This is a genomic window from Jiangella alkaliphila (assembly GCF_900105925.1).
Taxonomy (GTDB): Bacteria; Actinomycetota; Actinomycetes; order Jiangellales; family Jiangellaceae; genus Jiangella; species Jiangella alkaliphila.
In genome coordinates this window covers 5,741,227-5,756,952 of sequence record NZ_LT629791.1, presented here as the reverse complement: position 1 = coordinate 5,756,952, position 15,726 = coordinate 5,741,227, and the positions used below count along the sequence as shown (strand labels likewise).

The 15,726-nt window shown below is 69.3% G+C and carries 18 protein-coding genes and 1 pseudogene; 10 read left to right on the top strand and 9 right to left on the bottom strand.

Features of this window, described 5'->3' with window-relative positions; genetic code table 11:
* Positions 1-35 precede the first annotated feature (35 nt).
* Positions 36-1,823 (top strand): thiamine pyrophosphate-requiring protein, encoded by a 1,788-nt coding sequence (locus BLV05_RS26450; RefSeq protein WP_046771894.1) that lies wholly within the window; start codon positions 36-38, stop codon positions 1,821-1,823.
* Here BLV05_RS26450 and BLV05_RS36095 read toward each other — a convergent pair.
* Positions 1,820-1,960 (bottom strand): hypothetical protein, encoded by a 141-nt coding sequence (locus BLV05_RS36095; RefSeq protein ID WP_157524315.1) that lies wholly within the window; start codon positions 1,958-1,960, stop codon positions 1,820-1,822. The genes BLV05_RS26450 and BLV05_RS36095 overlap by 4 nt on opposite strands.
* Before the next feature lie 73 nt (positions 1,961-2,033).
* Positions 2,034-2,477: a GNAT family N-acetyltransferase gene (locus BLV05_RS26445; protein ID WP_197683331.1), complete on the bottom strand. Its 444-nt coding sequence runs from the start codon at positions 2,475-2,477 to the stop codon at positions 2,034-2,036.
* An 823-nt stretch (positions 2,478-3,300) separates the two neighbouring features.
* Between BLV05_RS26445 and BLV05_RS26440 the strand changes: the two genes are divergently transcribed.
* Both BLV05_RS26440 and BLV05_RS36085 read left to right on the top strand, forming a co-directional pair.
* Complete coding sequence (locus BLV05_RS26440; protein ID WP_152691025.1) at positions 3,301-3,825, top strand: hypothetical protein; 525 nt, start codon at positions 3,301-3,303, stop codon at positions 3,823-3,825.
* Positions 3,826-3,880: 55 nt separating this feature from the next.
* The gene (locus BLV05_RS36085; protein ID WP_152691026.1) at positions 3,881-4,114 is read left to right on the top strand and encodes a hypothetical protein; all 234 of its coding nucleotides are present in this window, start codon (positions 3,881-3,883) and stop codon (positions 4,112-4,114) included.
* A gap of 94 nt (positions 4,115-4,208) precedes the next feature.
* Here the strand turns inward: BLV05_RS36085 and BLV05_RS36080 are convergent, their stop codons facing one another.
* Both BLV05_RS36080 and BLV05_RS38740 read right to left on the bottom strand, forming a co-directional pair.
* Positions 4,209-4,361 (bottom strand): hypothetical protein, encoded by a 153-nt coding sequence (locus BLV05_RS36080; protein ID WP_157524313.1) that lies wholly within the window; start codon positions 4,359-4,361, stop codon positions 4,209-4,211.
* Positions 4,362-4,638: 277 nt separating this feature from the next.
* Positions 4,639-5,043, bottom strand: a complete 405-nt coding sequence (locus BLV05_RS38740) for an FAD-dependent monooxygenase (protein WP_082155700.1) — start codon at positions 5,041-5,043, stop codon at positions 4,639-4,641.
* An 858-nt stretch (positions 5,044-5,901) separates the two neighbouring features.
* On the opposite strand from BLV05_RS38740, the gene BLV05_RS26425 reads away from it, so the two are divergent.
* From BLV05_RS26425 to BLV05_RS26410, 4 genes are all read left to right on the top strand, one after another.
* The gene (locus tag BLV05_RS26425; protein ID WP_160312819.1) at positions 5,902-6,546 is read left to right on the top strand and encodes a class E sortase; all 645 of its coding nucleotides are present in this window, start codon (positions 5,902-5,904) and stop codon (positions 6,544-6,546) included.
* A gap of 119 nt (positions 6,547-6,665) precedes the next feature.
* Positions 6,666-7,361 (top strand): ferritin-like domain-containing protein, encoded by a 696-nt coding sequence (locus BLV05_RS26420; RefSeq protein WP_082155702.1) that lies wholly within the window; start codon positions 6,666-6,668, stop codon positions 7,359-7,361.
* A 12-nt stretch (positions 7,362-7,373) separates the two neighbouring features.
* The gene (locus BLV05_RS26415; RefSeq protein ID WP_046771897.1) at positions 7,374-7,982 is read left to right on the top strand and encodes a ferritin-like domain-containing protein; all 609 of its coding nucleotides are present in this window, start codon (positions 7,374-7,376) and stop codon (positions 7,980-7,982) included.
* Positions 7,983-8,019: 37 nt separating this feature from the next.
* Positions 8,020-9,285, top strand: a complete 1,266-nt coding sequence (locus BLV05_RS26410) for an Nramp family divalent metal transporter (protein ID WP_082155703.1) — start codon at positions 8,020-8,022, stop codon at positions 9,283-9,285.
* Positions 9,286-9,382: 97 nt separating this feature from the next.
* Here BLV05_RS26410 and BLV05_RS26405 read toward each other — a convergent pair whose 3' ends face one another.
* The 3 genes and pseudogenes from BLV05_RS26405 to BLV05_RS38735 form a co-directional block, all read right to left on the bottom strand.
* Positions 9,383-9,967, bottom strand: a complete 585-nt coding sequence (locus BLV05_RS26405) for a TetR/AcrR family transcriptional regulator (RefSeq protein WP_407717053.1) — start codon at positions 9,965-9,967, stop codon at positions 9,383-9,385.
* Positions 9,968-10,178: 211 nt separating this feature from the next.
* Positions 10,179-10,919 carry an anti-sigma factor gene (locus BLV05_RS26400; RefSeq protein WP_046771900.1) on the bottom strand — a complete coding sequence of 247 codons (741 nt, stop codon included), beginning with the start codon at positions 10,917-10,919 and terminating at the stop codon, positions 10,179-10,181.
* A pseudogene (locus BLV05_RS38735) lies at positions 10,916-11,062 on the bottom strand (sigma factor-like helix-turn-helix DNA-binding protein); the annotation flags it as partial. The gene BLV05_RS26400 and the pseudogene BLV05_RS38735, both read right to left, overlap by 4 nt.
* Before the next feature lie 170 nt (positions 11,063-11,232).
* On the opposite strand from BLV05_RS38735, the gene BLV05_RS26390 reads away from it, so the two are divergent.
* On the top strand, positions 11,233-12,792 hold the full coding sequence (locus tag BLV05_RS26390; protein WP_046771901.1) for a molybdopterin-dependent oxidoreductase: 1,560 nt from the start codon (positions 11,233-11,235) through the stop codon (positions 12,790-12,792).
* 49 nt (positions 12,793-12,841) lie between these two features.
* On the top strand, positions 12,842-13,525 hold the full coding sequence (locus BLV05_RS26385; protein ID WP_046771902.1) for a fasciclin domain-containing protein: 684 nt from the start codon (positions 12,842-12,844) through the stop codon (positions 13,523-13,525).
* A gap of 60 nt (positions 13,526-13,585) precedes the next feature.
* On the opposite strand, the gene BLV05_RS26380 is transcribed toward BLV05_RS26385, so the two are convergent.
* Positions 13,586-14,341, bottom strand: a complete 756-nt coding sequence (locus BLV05_RS26380) for an anti-sigma factor (protein WP_046771903.1) — start codon at positions 14,339-14,341, stop codon at positions 13,586-13,588.
* Positions 14,338-14,955 carry an ECF RNA polymerase sigma factor SigK gene (gene sigK, locus BLV05_RS26375; RefSeq protein WP_082155704.1) on the bottom strand — a complete coding sequence of 206 codons (618 nt, stop codon included), beginning with the start codon at positions 14,953-14,955 and terminating at the stop codon, positions 14,338-14,340. Before sigK ends, BLV05_RS26380 begins: the two co-directional genes overlap by 4 nt.
* 170 nt (positions 14,956-15,125) lie before the next feature.
* Between sigK and BLV05_RS26370 the strand changes: the two genes are divergently transcribed.
* Positions 15,126-15,689, top strand: coding sequence for an RNA polymerase sigma factor (locus tag BLV05_RS26370; protein ID WP_046771905.1), 564 nt, complete (start codon positions 15,126-15,128; stop codon positions 15,687-15,689).
* Positions 15,690-15,726: the final 37 nt, after the last annotated feature.

Genomic DNA, 15,726 nt, shown 5'->3' with positions numbered 1-15,726 from the left:
GGCCGACGGAAGCCAACGCCGAGTGAGGAGACAGCATGGCCGAGACGGTGGCAGCCCGGTTGCTGGGACGGCTGCGCGAATGGGGGGTCGAGCAGGTCTTCGGCTATCCGGGCGACGGCATCAACGGGATCATCGCTGCCTTCGGGGCGGCGGACGAGCCGAGGTTCGTCCAGTCGCGGCACGAGGAGATGGCGGCGTTCGCGGCCGTCGGGTACGCGAAGTTCAGCGGCCGGCCCGGCGTGTGCGTGGCGACCTCCGGGCCTGGGGCGATCCACCTGCTCAACGGCCTCTATGACGCCAAGCTCGACCACGTGCCGGTGGTCGCGATCGTCGGGCAGACGGACCGTGCGGCGATGGGCGGGCACTATCAGCAGGAGGTCGACCTGCAGGCGCTGTTCAAGGACGTCGCCAGTGAGTACCTGACCGAGGTGAACGTCCCCGAGCAGCTGCCGAACGCCGTCGACCGTGCGTTCCGCACGGCGCTGACCCGGCGGGCACCGACGGCGATCATCGTCCCGGCCGACGTGCAGGAGCTGGACTACCACGCGCCCGGCCACGTGTTCCGCCAGGTGCCGTCCGGCCCGCCGGACACACCGTCGTCGGTCGTCGTCCCGGCCGCAGACCAGCTGGCCGCGGCCGCCGAGGTACTCAACGCGGGGGAGAAGGTCGCGATCCTGATCGGGCAGGGCGCCCGCGGCGCGGCCGGCGAGGTCATGCAGGTGGCCGAGACGACCGGCGCCGGCGTGGCGAAGGCGCTGCTGGGGAAGGACGTGCTTTCCGACGACCTGCCGTACGTCACCGGGTCGATCGGGCTGCTCGGCACCCGGGCCAGCTACGAGCTGATGCGCGACTGCGACACCCTGCTGATCGTCGGCTCTAGCTTCCCGTACAGCCAGTTCCTGCCCGAGTTCGGTCAGGCGCGGGCGGTCCAGATCGATCTCGACGGGCGCATGGCTGGCCTGCGCTACCCGACGGAGGTCAACCTCGTCGGCGACGCCGGCCCGACGCTGCGGGCGCTGATCCCGCTGCTGCGACCGGTGACCGACCGCTCATGGCGGTCGCGGGTCGAGGCGAGCGCCGCGGCCTGGTGGGAGACCGTCGAGCGGCAGGCGATGGTCGACGCGAAGCCCGTCAATCCCATGCGGATCGTGCACGAGCTGTCTCTGCGGATCCCCGACGACGCGATCGTCACTGCCGACTCCGGGTCGTCGACGAACTGGTACGCGCGGTTGCTGCGAATGCGTGGCCGTATGCGCGGGTCGTTGTCGGGCACGCTGGCGACGATGGGCGCCGGAGTGCCATACGCGATCGGCGCCAAGTTCGCCCACCCGGACCGGCCGGTCGTCGCGCTCGTCGGCGACGGCGCGATGCAGATGAACGGGCTGGCCGAGCTGCTGACGATCACCCGCTACCAGGACCGCTGGGCCGACCGGCGGCTCGTGGTCTGCGTGTTCCACAACAACGACCTCAACCAGGTGACATGGGAGCTGCGCGCGCTAGGCGGGGCGCCGAAGTTCGAGGAGTCGCAGACCCTGCCCGACGTCGACTACGCGGCGGCGGCGCGAGGGTTCGGCCTCGAGGGGATCAACGTCGGCGCGCCGGATCAGCTGGGCGACGCGTGGGACCGGGCCCTGACGGCGGGCGGCCCCGTCCTGCTGGACGTTCGCTGCGACCCCGAGGTGCCGCCGATCCCACCGCATGCGACCTTCGACCAGCTCAAGGAGACCACCGAAGCACTGCTCAAGGGCGACCCGAACGCGTGGCGCGTGCTCGTCCAGGGGGTCAAGGCCAAGGCGCAGGAGTTTGTCCCCGGCCGTGGCTAGCCGGCGTCGTCGAGGAGGACGAGGACGGCGCGCTCGACCCGGTCGCGGTCCTGTTCGTCGATCAGTACGTCGTCGGTCCCGAACTGCGGGGACGAGATGGCGGTTCCGGTCAGCTCGTAGAGGGAGCAGGCTTCCAAGCCTCTCGAGCGATGTCAGTGCTTCACGCGCAGCGTCCGCACCGCGGACCACGATGAGGCTGGGTAATGGGCCTCAGGGCGAGCCGTGGGCGAGTCGGCTGCTGGGGCAGAGGTAGAAGAGCTCGGGGTCGCCTTCGTCGAGGCCGTGGAGCAGGCCGACTGGCGACCAGCCGGCCTGTTGCAACAGGTGCTGGATCGGGTGGTTCGAGACGTTGGCCGAGGTGAACAGCTTGGGCGTGGTGCAGGCGGCCTCAACGGCGCTGAGGAGCAGCTTCCCGACGCCTTGTCGGCGTGCGCTGGGGGCGACCATCAGCATGGTGACGAAGCCCTGCTGGAAGAAGCTGTACTCCAGCGTGCTGTAGCCGACAGGCCGCTTCGAGGTGTCCTCGGCCATGAGCACAAGGCCGTGTTCGCACCATCGTCGGATGTCGGCGCGCCGTGCTTGGTCTCCGCTTGCCGCGACGGAGTCGATCGCCGCCAACGCGGACCAGTCCGACGAATCCGCGCGGCGCACCACCGGGGCGCTCGTACCGTCTGGATTCACCGCGTCATCGTGGCACGCACCCGGCTACGGAGCACGCGAATTTCTTACCGCCGCACCGCCTGTACCCGATCGCCGCCGAAGGGCCGGCGTGGCGGACGTCAAGAGCCGAGTTCGCTCGATCGGCTTCGGAACGCAGAGGCCCTGATTGACAGGGTCTGTGGGAGCCCGATTGAGCACTCGTCATGCACGTGTACATGTGGCCCGGCAGGTCCCGGGAGCGCCTCAGGGAGCGACCGACCGTCACGTCCCCGACCTGGAAGACGCGACAAGGAGCCGGACCAGCGGCCGGCCCCCGGGGCCGGCGGGCACTGGCGTTCTGCACTGTCTGGACGACACTTGGCTGAACGTGTTCCAGCCCTGGCAGAATAAGTTGTCCAGAGGCACCTCGACGGCGGGCGCGTCGGTACTGTTCCAGAACATCCGCAGGAAGGCGCCCCCGTCACGCGCGGTGCGGCGCGGTGATGCACGCGGCCTACGCTGACTTGCTCGCCGAAGTGGACGCGGCACCGAACCCTTGACAGTGATTTGAACGGTCCTCTACATCAGAATTGGTTAGAGGTCCGGGGATGATGACGATGGTGACTGAACAGCCGGGCCAGGAGATCGTCGACCGCCAGATCAGGCAACGCTGCTGGCGCTACGCGCGTGGCAAGGGCCATCCACGGGTCTACCCGCCTAACCGATCCCAGACGGCGATCGTGCCCACCTCGACGCCCAACGACGATCGGGCGCTCAAGAAGTTCGTCTCCCTCGTCGGCCGAGTCAGTGGCGAGTGGCCACCAGGGAGGAGAGCATGATGACCGGGTACTGCGTGACCGTCGACGTCCTGCTCGACGGTCACTCCCCGCTCGACCCCGCGATCATCGGCGACACCACCGTCGACCGGCTGGGCGCAATGACCGCCGCGCTGGCGCGCCTGCACGCCGCGGTCAGCGGCGACGAACGTGGCTGGTCGGCGACCGTGACCCTCGAAGCCTCCACGCTGCACGGCGCCCGCGACCGGGCGGTCAGCGAGATCCTGGCGGCCGCCGACCGGTTCAGGCTGCCAACGGCGCCGGTCGTGCGGGTCGAGGCAGTGCGTCAGGATGTCCGCGACGCCGAGCTGCAGCGGCCGACCCTGCCGGACCTGGTGTCCGGGCCCGAGGCCGCCGAGATCCTGGGCGTCAGCCGGCAGCGCGTGCACCAGTTGGCCCACGAGCACCGCGACTTCCCGGAGCCGGCCTACCAGCTCGGCGTCGGCTCCCTGTGGTTCCGCGCCGGCGTCGTGGCGTTCGGCGAGCGGTGGAAGCGCCGCGCCGGGCGGCCGGCGAAGACGGCTTGACCATTCGTCTGGCCGTGGCCGTACGCTGGGCGTTCGGCAAGCGCAGAGGATTGTCATGATGCATGTCACCGCTACTATTGCACGAGTCAGCAGCGAGCTCCCGGACGGCGAACCGGGCCACACCGTGACGCTGCGGTTCAGGCCGGCGTCGCACCTGCCGGAGATCGAGGAGACGTACCTCGTCGACGAGCCGTTCCCCGGCGAGGTCGGCCAGGTCGCCGTCGTCGAGATCCACCAGCGGCGAGTCGTCAGGGTGAAGGGCGTCGTCACGATGCCGGCGCAGGACTGACCATCAAGGCCGCGCACCCCTGCCCTACCCGGACGGACACGCCTTGCGCAGCCACAGCGCCTCGCGCGACAGCGCCGCCTGTCTCGCGGAGGCCTCACCCGCAGTGCGTCGCGATCCACGTCCTGACGACGGCCGGCCGGAAGCTGTCACTGTCGAGGCCGTCGAGCGGGCAGGCCATCGCCTGGAACTCGCACGCGTTCCGCGGCGGGATGTCGCTCGGGAACTCCTCGTTCCGACATCCGACCACTACTCCACCTCGGAACACATGAGCGGTCGCGTGAAAAATGCAGGCACCCGAAGCCGCCCCCACCCAGCGCCCGGATGGGGGCGGCCGCGGCGGGGCGCTTGGCCTCTTCATTCCCCGCGTCGCCCGATCCTGCCGCACCTGCCGCCGGGTTGTCGAGGTGTCGTACGGGCCACCGCCGGACTCCACCTGGATCCGGCAGCAACTACGTAAGATGTCCGGGCTGGCGATCGCGTCGCTGGGTTGGTGCTCGGCTACATCGGCATCGCGACGCTGGCGTTCAAGCACCTGATCGGCCTCGCGGCCGCGGGCTAACCCCGGTTCGGGGCATCCCCGACGAACGCATGGGCCGCGTCAGGCTCGATGCCGTCGGTCGCGCCAACGCACGGACGTTGCTGCGTGCGCCTTCGCAGCCGACGCCATACCGAGCGGTGACGGTCTCGTCATCCGTGCCGGCGCCCCGGAGCCGGCTGATGACCGCGTCGTCATGCTGTTCGCGGCCGACGAGTTCAACACCGCGGCCCGGCCGGACACCCTGCTGGGCGAGGTGGGCGACGAGAATGCGTTCGGCCTCGGCCTGGGACGAGAGCGGCGCCGCCGACGCTGCAGCTCTGGTCGCAAACCGACCAGAACGCGGGCGGCGAGAGGTGCGACCGGTGGCCGCTGAGGTGACCGACGACCGCATGGGTTCGGCGTTGTGCCGTCGACCGTGAGCTCACGCCGCTGGGCGAGGGCCGGCTGGCTTGAGCATGACCTGGACTGAGCCGTGCCTGCCGAGGTGCGCGCCCACGTGCTGGCCGTCGTGTACGGGCACTTGGACCATCGACCCAGTCATGACCGCGTCGCCGGTCTCGAACCGTTCACCGACGGCCGCCAGCACTCGCGCCGCCCGCAACAGCAGTCTGTCCGGGTCCCGGTGGACGTGGCCGTTAGCGAGCACCATCCCGTCGACGGTCGCGTGGGCCCGCGTCGCGGGCGGTGGGAATCCCGGCCTCCATGGAACGCGACCGCGCAGTGGAAGACGTTCGCTGCCACGCTGGCCGCCGGGTCGTCGCTGCATCCGAGGCCACAGAGCTCCAACGCCACCGCGAATCCGGCGACGGCCGCGCGAACCTCGCCCAGCCCGCCACCGGGACCACCTGGCGGCGGCCGGGACGTCGTCGGGCGACAAAGCCGACACTGGCGAGTCCGCGCAACATCGGAACTCCTCTCCTAGGGACAACGTGACAGTCCCGCAGAGTGCTACCCGGGGCTGCGACCTGTGTGAATGCAAGGTCGATGAATTGGTGAGACGCGGGACCAATCCGCTGGCGCAGTCGCTGCGAATTCAGGGTGAGTGGGTACGACCAGCTCGACTGACGCTCACACCGTGTCGTTTTGAGCTGGCCCTTTGGACGTGGCTGGTCGAGTTGGACCGGCAAGTCGTGTGGAGTCAGCAATGAGAATGGCGAAGCCCAGCGTTGCGGACCAAGGCTCGCGACAGAGCGTCTTCCGGCGCCGTCGGCTCGTTCGCGGTGCTGCGCTCGCTGTGAGTGTTCTCGGCGTGACGATCGCTCTGATTGTGCTGCCGGGGCGGCCGAGTGAGCGGGAGGCCATCTCGCCGTTCGATGGCATGCCCACACCCAGTGGTGCGTCCGACCAGGGGGAATCCGAGGACGATCCAACGACGCCCACTCTCGATACGGTCCGGGACATTCGCGCAGAGCTCGACGCGGACGCGGCCGCGCGTTATGACAACCCGATCGACCCTGATCGGGTCGCTGCCGTGGTGACCCGGCCAGGGCCGTACGTGCCGATGGGCACGATCCAGATTCCGGCGATCGGACTGGATGTCGAGTACGGCAGCGGTGTCCACGAGGCAGCTCTCGTGCACGGACCCGGGCATTGGCCGGGGACACCGGCTCCGGGACAGCCCGGCAATCCGGTGATCTCCGGGCATCGCAACACCCACACCCAGCCGTTCAAGAAGCTCGATCAGGTGGAGGTGGGCGACGTGATCATTGCGTCCGCCTACGGCGGTCCCGCGACGGAGTACACCGTGTTCAACACAGTGATCGTGCCTGAGGCGGAGTACGAGGACTACGTGCTGCAGCAGCCCGACGATCCCACGGTCCGGGAGATCACCGTGTTCGCCTGCCATCCCGAAGGGAATCCGGTCAATCGCATCATCGTCCAGGCTCGCGCATGACGAGTACAGGGCCAGCGGGCTGCCGTCCCCTGGCGAGGAGGTGGTTCTCGATCGATGACAGAACGACCAATGCCACCCGTCAGTGGTGATTCGTTCCATCAGGAAGAGGTGTGACATCGATGTATCGATCTCCAGAAGAGGATCGGCAGGCCGCCGCGGAGCTCGCGGCGCGAGCACGCTCATCCAGGCGCCTGTTCGGCGGGAAGCCGGTGATCAAGTTCGGTGACGAAGCCAGCCGCCGCACGTTCATCAAGGGCGCCGCGCTGGTGGGTGTGGGCGCCACGTTGGTCGCTTCGAGCCGTCGTGACCCGCAGGCCTTCGCAGCGGACGCGACCACGAACGATCTCGAGATTCTCAACTACGCCCTGACGCTGGAGTACCTCGAGGCGGAGTTCTACACGTTGGCGCTCGAGGCGAATCTGCTCGCAGATCGCGAGCTGGAGCTCGTGACGCCGATCCGCGACCACGAGCAGGCACACGTGACCGGAGTCACCCAACTCATCACCGACCTGGGCGGCACGCCGGTGGCGAAGCCGACGTTCGTGTTGCCTCCGGAGACGTTGGCCGATCGCGCCGCGTTCCTCGAGGCCGCGTCGATGTTCGAGGAGCTCGGCGTGACGGCGTATCACGGTCAGGTGGGTCTGATCGACGACGCGGCGATTCTCGGCACCGCGGCGTCCATCGCGGGCGTCGAATCCCGCCATGCGGCGATCATCGCCGACATCAGCGGCGGGAATCCGTTCCCGGCGCCGTTCGAGGCCGGCAAGCCGATGGACGAGGTCGTCGCTGCCGTCACCCCATTCATCCAGAGCTGAGAGGAGGCCACGATGAAACGCAGGGATTTGATCAGAGATGCCGGACTCGTGATTCCCGGTTCGGTGGCACTGACCATGATCGGCGCAAAGTTCTCGTTCGCTGCAGAAGGCGACTTCGAGGGCCCGGTCGACGTCCTGAACTACGCACTGACGTTGGAGTACCTGGAGGCGGAGTTCTACCGGCAGGGCAACGAGGCCGGGCTACTCACCGACAAGGCGGCCGACTACTTCCAGACCATCCAGACCGACGAAGAAACACATGTGATGACGCTGCAGGACACCATCACGAGTCTGGGGATGGAACCGGTGCCGGCGCCCGAGGTCGACTACGGCGAGTCATTCGCCAGCGCCGAGAGCTACCTCGAAACGGCGTACATCTTCGAGAACCTCGGTGTGCAGGCCTACCTGGGCGCTGCACCGTCGTTGTTCCAGGAGAAGGCGTTGCTCACCGCCGCGGCCAGCATCTTCGGGGTCGAGGCCCGCCACGCCGCGATCATCGGGCAGCTGCAGGGCAAGCCTGCCGAGGGCGGCGTCTACCAGGGGGCGTTCGAAACCCCGCTGCCCAGAGCGGACGTCCTGCAAGCGGCCGCCCCCTTCATCGTCGACGCCCAGACCCTCTGACCCTCAGCGGGTCCGGGCTGACGAAGGGCTGACGACGATGTACGTGCGTGTGCGACGCCGGGCCCGGCATCCAGTGCCGGTCGCCGGCTCGCACGCGTCCGGCCTCGGCGGCGTGGCATTGCTGGGGCCGGCGTTCGTGGCCGCGGTCGCCTACGTCGACCCCGGCAACGTCGCCACCAACCTGTCGGCAGGCGCCTCCTACGGGTACCTGCTGGTGTGGGTTCTGGTCTTGGCGACGGCGATGGCCGGGTTGGTGCAGTACCTGTCGGCCAAGCTCGGCGTCGTGACGGGGCGTTCGCTGCCCGAAGTCCTGCGCGAGCGGCTGCCGCGCGGCGGCCGCATCGCCTACTGGCTACAGGCCGAAGTCGTGGCGGCAGCCACAGACGTGGCCGAGGTGGTGGGAGGCGCGATCGCGCTCAACCTGCTGTTCGGGCTCCCGCTACCGCTAGGCGGCCTCATCACCGGAGTCGTGTCGATGGCCGTGCTGTCCATCCAGAACCGCCACGGCCAGCGGGTGTTCGAGCAGGTCATCACGGCGGGACTGGCGGTCATCGCGGTCGGTTTCGTCGCCGGACTGTTCGTGGCCCCGCCCGATCCGGGCGGCATCGCGGGCGGCCTCACGCCTCGATTCGCCGGCACCGAGACGGTCCTACTGGCCGCGGGCATGTTCGGTGCGACGGTGATGCCGCACGTCGTCTATCTCCATTCCGCGCTGTCGCGCGACCGGTTCGGGCGCACCCCTGACACCAGCCGGGTCCGGCGCCTCCTCGGCGCGACCCGGGTCGACGTCGGGCTGGCGATGGTCGTCGCCGGCAGCGTGAACATCGCGATGCTGTTGCTGGCCGCATCGGCGCTGCGTGGGGTCGACGGCACCGACACCATCGCCGGAGCGCACGCCGCGGTCACCTCGAACCTCGGAGCCATCATCGGGGTGGTCTTCGCGGTCGGGCTGCTCGTTTCGGGCCTGGCGTCGACGTCAGTGGGCTGCTACGCCGGAGCGGTGATCATGGAAGGGCTGCTGATACGGCGCATCCCGCTCCTGGCACGCAGAGTCGTCACACTCATACCCGCCATAGCCCTGCTGGCCACGGGCGCGGAGCCGACCTGGCTGCTGATCATCTCGCAAGTGGTGCTCTCGTTCGGCATCCCGTTCGCCGTCGTGCCGCTCGTGCTTGTCACGGCCTCGCCGCGAGTGATGGGCCGGTGGGTCAACTCCACACTGACCACGACACTTGCCGTGGTCGTGGCGATCACGGTGGTGACGCTCAATATCGCCCTGCTCTGGCTGACCTTCTCCGGCTGAGCCCGCTTCGGCACTAGACACCAGCAACCAACATCTACCCGCTGGTCGCCGGACTGCCGGGGGCCCGACGGGCACCGTTCAAGGTGATCGGGATGCGTCACCGGAAGTTGTCGATGAGCGTTCGGGCCATGTCATGGGCGTGCCTGGCGGCTTCGGGTTCGCCCTCGGCGGCGGCGAGGATCGCGCCCTTCATCAGAATGTGCCACGAGCGGGCGAAGTCGTCCGGGTCACGCAGGCCGGCCTCGACCGCCCGGCGGCGGATCATGGCCCTGATGTTCTCCAGGTACTGCACGCTTGCCTGGCCGACGACGTTCTCCGCATCGACCTGGAGGAGAACTCGGATGAACGTGCACCCCTCGAAGTCGTCGCGAGCGAACCATTCGCCGAAGACGTCGAAGATGGCCAGCAGGCGCTCCTCGGCGTTCGAGCCTCGCCGTTCGGATTCGGCCTCGACGTAGCCGGTCGTCCATTCCTGCTCGCGGCGTTCGAGGACGGCGAGGACGAGATCGGACTTGGAACGGAAGTGCCGGTAGAACGTCGCTTTGGCCACCCGCGCCCGGGCGATGACCTCGTCGACGGCCACCCCACGGACGCCGCGCCGACTGAACAGGGTGTATGCCGTGTCCAACACCCGTTCACGGGCGTTGGGCGTAGAGGCGGCGGCATGCTGACCTAGGACCAATGGTCGTTCCCGGCTGGACGGCGGTGTCAGTTCGACATCCTAGCGAGATGCGCTGCCTGGTCGGATGGCGACGGGCAACAGCCGTCTGCGCATGAGCAATGGGACGGAGGCGAGCCCGGTGCGTACTCGCCGTCTCGCTGAGCCGCCTGCCGACGACTTCGACGGCCCGCGTCCGGCCGTCCGGGTGTCAGAGCAGGTACTGCCCGTCGAGTCAGGCCGGCAGCTCGATGACCATGACAGGGTCCGATGTCGGCTGATCGGAGCCGCCGTTCGGTTCGACGGTGATGCCGATGCGGTTGCTCGCCCCGAGGCCGGAGGTGAGCAACGGCGCGTCGGTGTCATCCAGCAATCCCGCGGATCTGATGCCGTCCGGGTGGATGAACCACACCTGGTAGACGTGGCCTGTGCCGGCCGGTGGCATGTCGGTGGAGATCAGGATCGCGAGGTCCTCGGCCCGCGACAGCAGCACCGTGCCGTGCGCACCGTCCGCCTCAGCGCGCGCGACGCCAACGTCCGGTGCCTCGATGACCTGCCGCATCACGGCGCTGGCCGACTGCGAGCGTTCGAGATCGTCGCGTGCACCATCGAGCTGGGTGGCGAGAACGGTCGTGGTGGCAATCGATGCGGCGATGAGACCCATGGTGGCTCGCGGCCACCATCCGCGCCGGTCCGACCGGCGGTGCCGCGCGCCGTCATCGCGCCCATCCGGTTTCGGAGGAAGTGGTCTGACCTGCGCGATGCGGGTCATGACCCGTGCCTTCAGCGCCTGGGGAGGGGCGACGGCGAGGGCCGCGCCGAGTGTCGCGGCGGTTTCACGGAACTGCGCCACCTCGGCCTGGCAGGCTGGGCATCGGACCAGATGACGCTCGAACTCGCGGGCCTCGTCGTCCGTCGTCGCGTTCAGCGCGTACGCGGCTGCAAGCGCGTGGACGTCGGGGTGAGGGAGTGTCATCGTGCCTCCATGCAGTCGCGAAGCCAGATCAACCCGTCTCGCAGCCTGGTCTTGATCGTGCCGAGTGGCGCTTCCAGCAATCGCGCTACCTCGCTGCGGCTAAAGCCGTCGTCATAGGCGAGCGCGACGCATTCGCGCCGCAATCGGTGCGCGTCGCCAGATCCGGGGCTTTGAAGTTGATTCGGAGTGATCGATGTGACGGATTGGTCCGGCACATCTGTTCCCGTTAGCCACTTCTGGTCGGTGCATGGGCCGCATCCCTGATTCCGGCAGCCGCACCAATCCGCGGGCGTACCAGCTTCGAACTCGATACATGAAGGCATCGGCAACCCGCTGGCTCACCCGGGCCCTGGCCACGGTGGCCGGAATCGTTGCGGGCGGGCTGACCCTGGGGGTCGGCGAGCTGGTCGCGGTCGCCGTCGATCCGCCGGCGGCGCCGTTCCTGGCGGTCGGCAACACGTTCGTCGACCTGACGCCGGAGTGGTTGAAGAGCTTCGCCATCCGCACGTTCGGCGAGAACGACAAGCAGGTCCTGCTGCTCGGCATGGGGGTCGTACTGTTCGTGGTGTCGGCCGCCGGTGGGCTGCTGGAGCTGTGGCGGCGGTGGGCCGGAGTGGCCGTGCTGGCCGCCCTGGGGGTCGTCGCCGCCGCTGCTGCGCTGAACCGACCAGGCGCAGGCGCGACCTGGATCCTGCCGACCGTAGCGGGCGTGCTCGCGGGTGCCGCGGTGCTGGCCCTGCTGGTCGGCGCGCTCAGGACACCGGCACCGGATGCGGACTCGCTGGAGCCGGCATCAGGTGCCCGGTCCGATCGCCGCCGGTTCCTGCTGCTGACGGCGGCCGCGGCCGGGCTGGCCGTGCTCACCGCCGCGGGCGGCCGCCGGTTCGGGCAGTCGCTGCAGGCGGTGCTCGAAGCTCGCGAGGAGGTCCGGCTGCCGCGGCCGGTGGCCCCCGCGCCGGTCGTGCCCGACGGCGTCGCCCTCGACGTCGACGGCGTCACCCGGTTCACCACGCCGAACCGCGACTTCTACCGCGTCGACACTGCGCTGGACGTGCCGAAGGTGTCGCCCGACGAGTGGCGGCTCACCATCCGCGGGATGGTCGAGCGCGAGGTCGAGCTCGACTTCGACGACGTGCTCGGGCTCGACCTGGTCGAGCGGATGATCACGCTGACCTGCGTCTCGAACGAGGTCGGCGGCGAGCTCGCCGGCAACGCCGTCTGGCTCGGGTACCCGCTGGCCCGGCTGCTGGAGCGGGCCGGCCCGCGGCCGGAGGCCGACATGCTGCTGTCGACCAGCGTCGACGGCTTCACCGCGAGCACGCCGCTCCAGGCGATCATGGACGGCCGGGACGCGCTGCTGGCGGTGGGGATGAACGGCGAGCCGCTGCCACTGGACCACGGGTTCCCGGCCCGGCTGGTGGTGCCCGGACTGTACGGCTACGTGTCTGCGACCAAGTGGGTCACCGAACTCGAGCTGACCCGGTTCGACCGGGCCACAGCGTACTGGACCGACCGCGGCTGGGCAGCCGAAGCGCCGATCAAGATCGCGTCGCGCATCGACGTCCCCGGTTCCTTCGGCGACGTCACGGCCGGCTCGGCTGTCGTCGCCGGGGTGGCCTGGGCGCAGCGCCGCGGCATCGCCGCTGTCGAGGTGCAGGTGGACGACGGCGACTGGCGGCCGGCCGAGCTGGCCGACGAGGCCTCGATCGACACCTGGCGGCAGTGGTTCTTCGAGTGGGACGCCGAGCCCGGCAACCACACGCTCCGGGTTCGTGCGACGGACGGCGACGGGGAGCTGCAGACCGACGAGCAGGTGCCGCCATTCCCGGACGGGTCCAGTGGCTGGCATTCGGTGGTGGTGCGCGTGAGCTGATCCATCGCCGGCCCGAACCACCAGCAGAGACGATCCGAGAGGAACCATCATGAAACTTCTGACCAGGCGTACCCCGGTGCTCGTCGCGACCATCGCGGCGCTCGCCCTGACCATGGCCGCGTGCGGTGACGACGACGGTGACGACTCGACGGCGAGCGGCAACGGCGACAGCACCTCCGCACCGGAGGAGGAGACCACGCCGGCCGACGAGCCGGCGGACGAGATGACGGAGGAGCCGATGGCCGGTCCGGTGGGTCCGGGCTGCGCCGACTATGCCGCCCAGGTCCCCGATGGTGAGGGCTCGGTCGAGGGCATGTCCGACGACCCGGTCGCGGTGGCCGCGTCGAATAACCCGATCCTGACGACGCTGGTCGCGGCGGTGTCCGGGGGACTCAACCCCGAGGTGGACCTGGTCGACACGCTCAACGGGGCCGAGTTCACCGTGTTCGCGCCGATCGACGACGCGTTCGCCGCGGTCGACCAGGCCACGCTGGACACGCTGGCCACCGACGCGGATCTACTCACGACGGTGCTGACGTATCACGTGGTGCCCGGTCAGTTGTCCCCGGACCAGGTGGTCGGTGAGCAGATGACGGTCCAGGGCGACCCGGTGACGGTGGCCGGCACCCCGGACGCGCTGACGGTCAACGACGCCAACGTGGTCTGCGGTGGTGTCACGACCGCCAACGCCACCGTCTACCTGATCGACGGCGTGCTCATGCCCCCCATGTGACCCGCGAGCCAGACTGGCGCCCCACGAGTCCGTGGGGCGCCAGTCCATGGTGAGCGAAGGTCAGGCCGGGAGTTCGATGACCATCACCGGTTCGGTCGTCGGCTGTTCGGATCCGCCGTCCGGCTCGACTGTCACACCCATCTGCTCGGCTTCACCCAGGCCGTGAGCGGTCAGCGGGCCGATTCGACCGCCGTCAGGATCGTCCAGCACGCCGGCCGACCGGATGCCGGTGTCGCCGATCAGCCACAGCTGGTACGTCTCGTCGGGTGGGGCAGGTTCCATGCCGGTGACGATCAGAACGGCAATGTCGCGCGACCGCGCGACCAGCGCCGTCCCATGACTGCCGCCAGACTCGGCCCTGACCAGCTCGACGTCCGGAGCTTCGATGATCTCGCGCAGCTGCGTGTCGGCGCGCTCGGCGCGCTCGAGGTCGCTCTGGACGTCGCCGAGGCGGACGCCGAGGACGACGACGCCGGCGGCCAAGGCCGCCACCAGCCCGGTCGCGACCCGTGGCCACCAGCGGCGGGCCGCCCGGACGGTCGCGGACCCGACTCCTTCGACGCCGGCGACCTGCGGGGGTAGCGGCTGGACCTCCTGGACTCGGCTCATCAGCTGGTCCTTCATCCACGCCGGCGGGGTCACGGCGGTGACGGCTCCGAGCCGGGCCGCCGTCTCGCGCAGCTCGTCGACCTCGGCCCGGCACACCGCGCACGCGCCCAGATGGGTCTCGAACGCACGTGCCTCGTCGTCCGGCAGCGCGTGCAGCGCATACGGCGCGGCGAGCGTGTGCAGTCCGGCATCGGCCGACTCGGTCATCGTGCCACCCCCATGCAGTCGCGCAGCCGGATCAGTCCGTCCCGCAGCCGAGTCTTGACCGTCCCCAGCGGGGCGCTCAGGAACCGGGAGACCTCGCGGTATGTGCGCCCGTCGTAGTAGGCCAGCGCAATCGACTCACGCTGCAGTTCGGTGAGCGATTCCAGGCACTGACGGACCTGTTCGCGCTCGATGTTCGCCTCTACCTCGTCGACGACCTCATCGTAGGGCCGGCCGCGGCCGTCGCGGCTAGCCACGAGCACCTCGCGATCGTGGTCGGCCTGCTCGCGCCGGACCCGGTCGACGGCGCGCCGATGCGCGATCGTCATGATCCAGCCGCGAGCGCTGCCACGCTCGGGCACGTACCGCGACGACGTACGCCAGATCTCGAGCAGCACGTCCTGCGCAACCTCTTCAGCCTGTGCCCGGTCGCGGATCACCCTGATGGAGATGCCGAGCACGGCGCCGGCGACGGCGTCGTAGAGCTGCTCGAACGCCGCCGTGTCACCGCTGGCGCACCGGCCGAGCAGGTATCCGAGATTATCGCCGAACCCTGAGCGCGGCTGCGGATCCCCATCGGGCACGGGACGTAACGTCGGCATCGGCCGCCTCTCCATAGGCCGTCTGACACATGTTTCGCGGAACTGACCACACGCTAGCCGACGACATCGTCGCCGTCGCCCAACTCGACGGTGGACTGCGGTATGGTCGAGGTGGTCATGACGCGTCGTCGTCAACGCTGCCCCGGACCCCGGTGGCACTCGTACGAGTGTGGGGAGTAGGGCGCATGTCGATCACACGCGCGTCACAACAGGAATTCGCGACCGCGACCCGTGTCGATGAGTCAGCGGCCGAACGGATCTGCGACCGCCACGGCGCGGCGCTCTTCTCGCTGGCCTACTCGGTCCTGCTGGACCAGGGGGACGCGGAGCGTGTGGTGGTCAGCGTCATCGCCGAGGTCTGCGTCGAACACGACGTGGCTCGCGACGAGGTCAGCATGCGCCAGCGTCTGGCCTATCTCACCTTCGTCCAATGCCTGAGCTCTGGGATGACGGTCGCGTCCCTGACGGCAGATGGGTCTGAGGATCCGGCGCCGAGCGGCCGTAAATCCGCGCCGGCCATGATGGCAGGTCTGGGGATGCTGGCCGGCCAGCAACGTGCCGCGATCGCGCTGGTGTGTTTCGGTGGCTTCTCCTATCGTGACGTCGCGCTCCTTCTCGATCTGCCGGCGGCCGAGGTGGCAGGTCTCCTGACGTTGGGTCTGCGCGAGATGGCGGGCGCGGGTTCATCGTCGTCGAGTCGTCGGCACGGGCTGGTCGGGAACGGGGCCGATGGCCGTGGGCTCGACTGAACTGCGGACGCTACGTCGCGCCGACACCGTACGAGCG

Bases quoted from the DNA above. Each gene is read 5' to 3' on its own strand.
- BLV05_RS26380 (WP_046771903.1), bottom strand. From the start codon at position 14,341: ATGACCGAGTCGGCCGATGCCGGACTGCACACGCTCGCCGCGCCGTAT.
- BLV05_RS26450 (WP_046771894.1), top strand. From the start codon at position 36: ATGGCCGAGACGGTGGCAGCCCGGTTGCTGGGACGGCTGCGCGAATGG.
- BLV05_RS26420 (WP_082155702.1), top strand. From the start codon at position 6,666: ATGTATCGATCTCCAGAAGAGGATCGGCAGGCCGCCGCGGAGCTCGCG.
- BLV05_RS38740 (WP_082155700.1), bottom strand. From the start codon at position 5,043: ATGCGGTCGTCGGTCACCTCAGCGGCCACCGGTCGCACCTCTCGCCGC.
- BLV05_RS26410 (WP_082155703.1), top strand. From the start codon at position 8,020: ATGTACGTGCGTGTGCGACGCCGGGCCCGGCATCCAGTGCCGGTCGCC.
- BLV05_RS26385 (WP_046771902.1), top strand. From the start codon at position 12,842: ATGAAACTTCTGACCAGGCGTACCCCGGTGCTCGTCGCGACCATCGCG.
- BLV05_RS26400 (WP_046771900.1), bottom strand. From the start codon at position 10,919: ATGACACTCCCTCACCCCGACGTCCACGCGCTTGCAGCCGCGTACGCG.
- BLV05_RS26390 (WP_046771901.1), top strand. From the start codon at position 11,233: ATGAAGGCATCGGCAACCCGCTGGCTCACCCGGGCCCTGGCCACGGTG.
- BLV05_RS26440 (WP_152691025.1), top strand. From the start codon at position 3,301: ATGACCGGGTACTGCGTGACCGTCGACGTCCTGCTCGACGGTCACTCC.
- BLV05_RS26370 (WP_046771905.1), top strand. From the start codon at position 15,126: ATGTCGATCACACGCGCGTCACAACAGGAATTCGCGACCGCGACCCGT.
- BLV05_RS36085 (WP_152691026.1), top strand. From the start codon at position 3,881: ATGATGCATGTCACCGCTACTATTGCACGAGTCAGCAGCGAGCTCCCG.
- BLV05_RS26415 (WP_046771897.1), top strand. From the start codon at position 7,374: ATGAAACGCAGGGATTTGATCAGAGATGCCGGACTCGTGATTCCCGGT.
- sigK (WP_082155704.1), bottom strand. From the start codon at position 14,955: ATGGAGAGGCGGCCGATGCCGACGTTACGTCCCGTGCCCGATGGGGAT.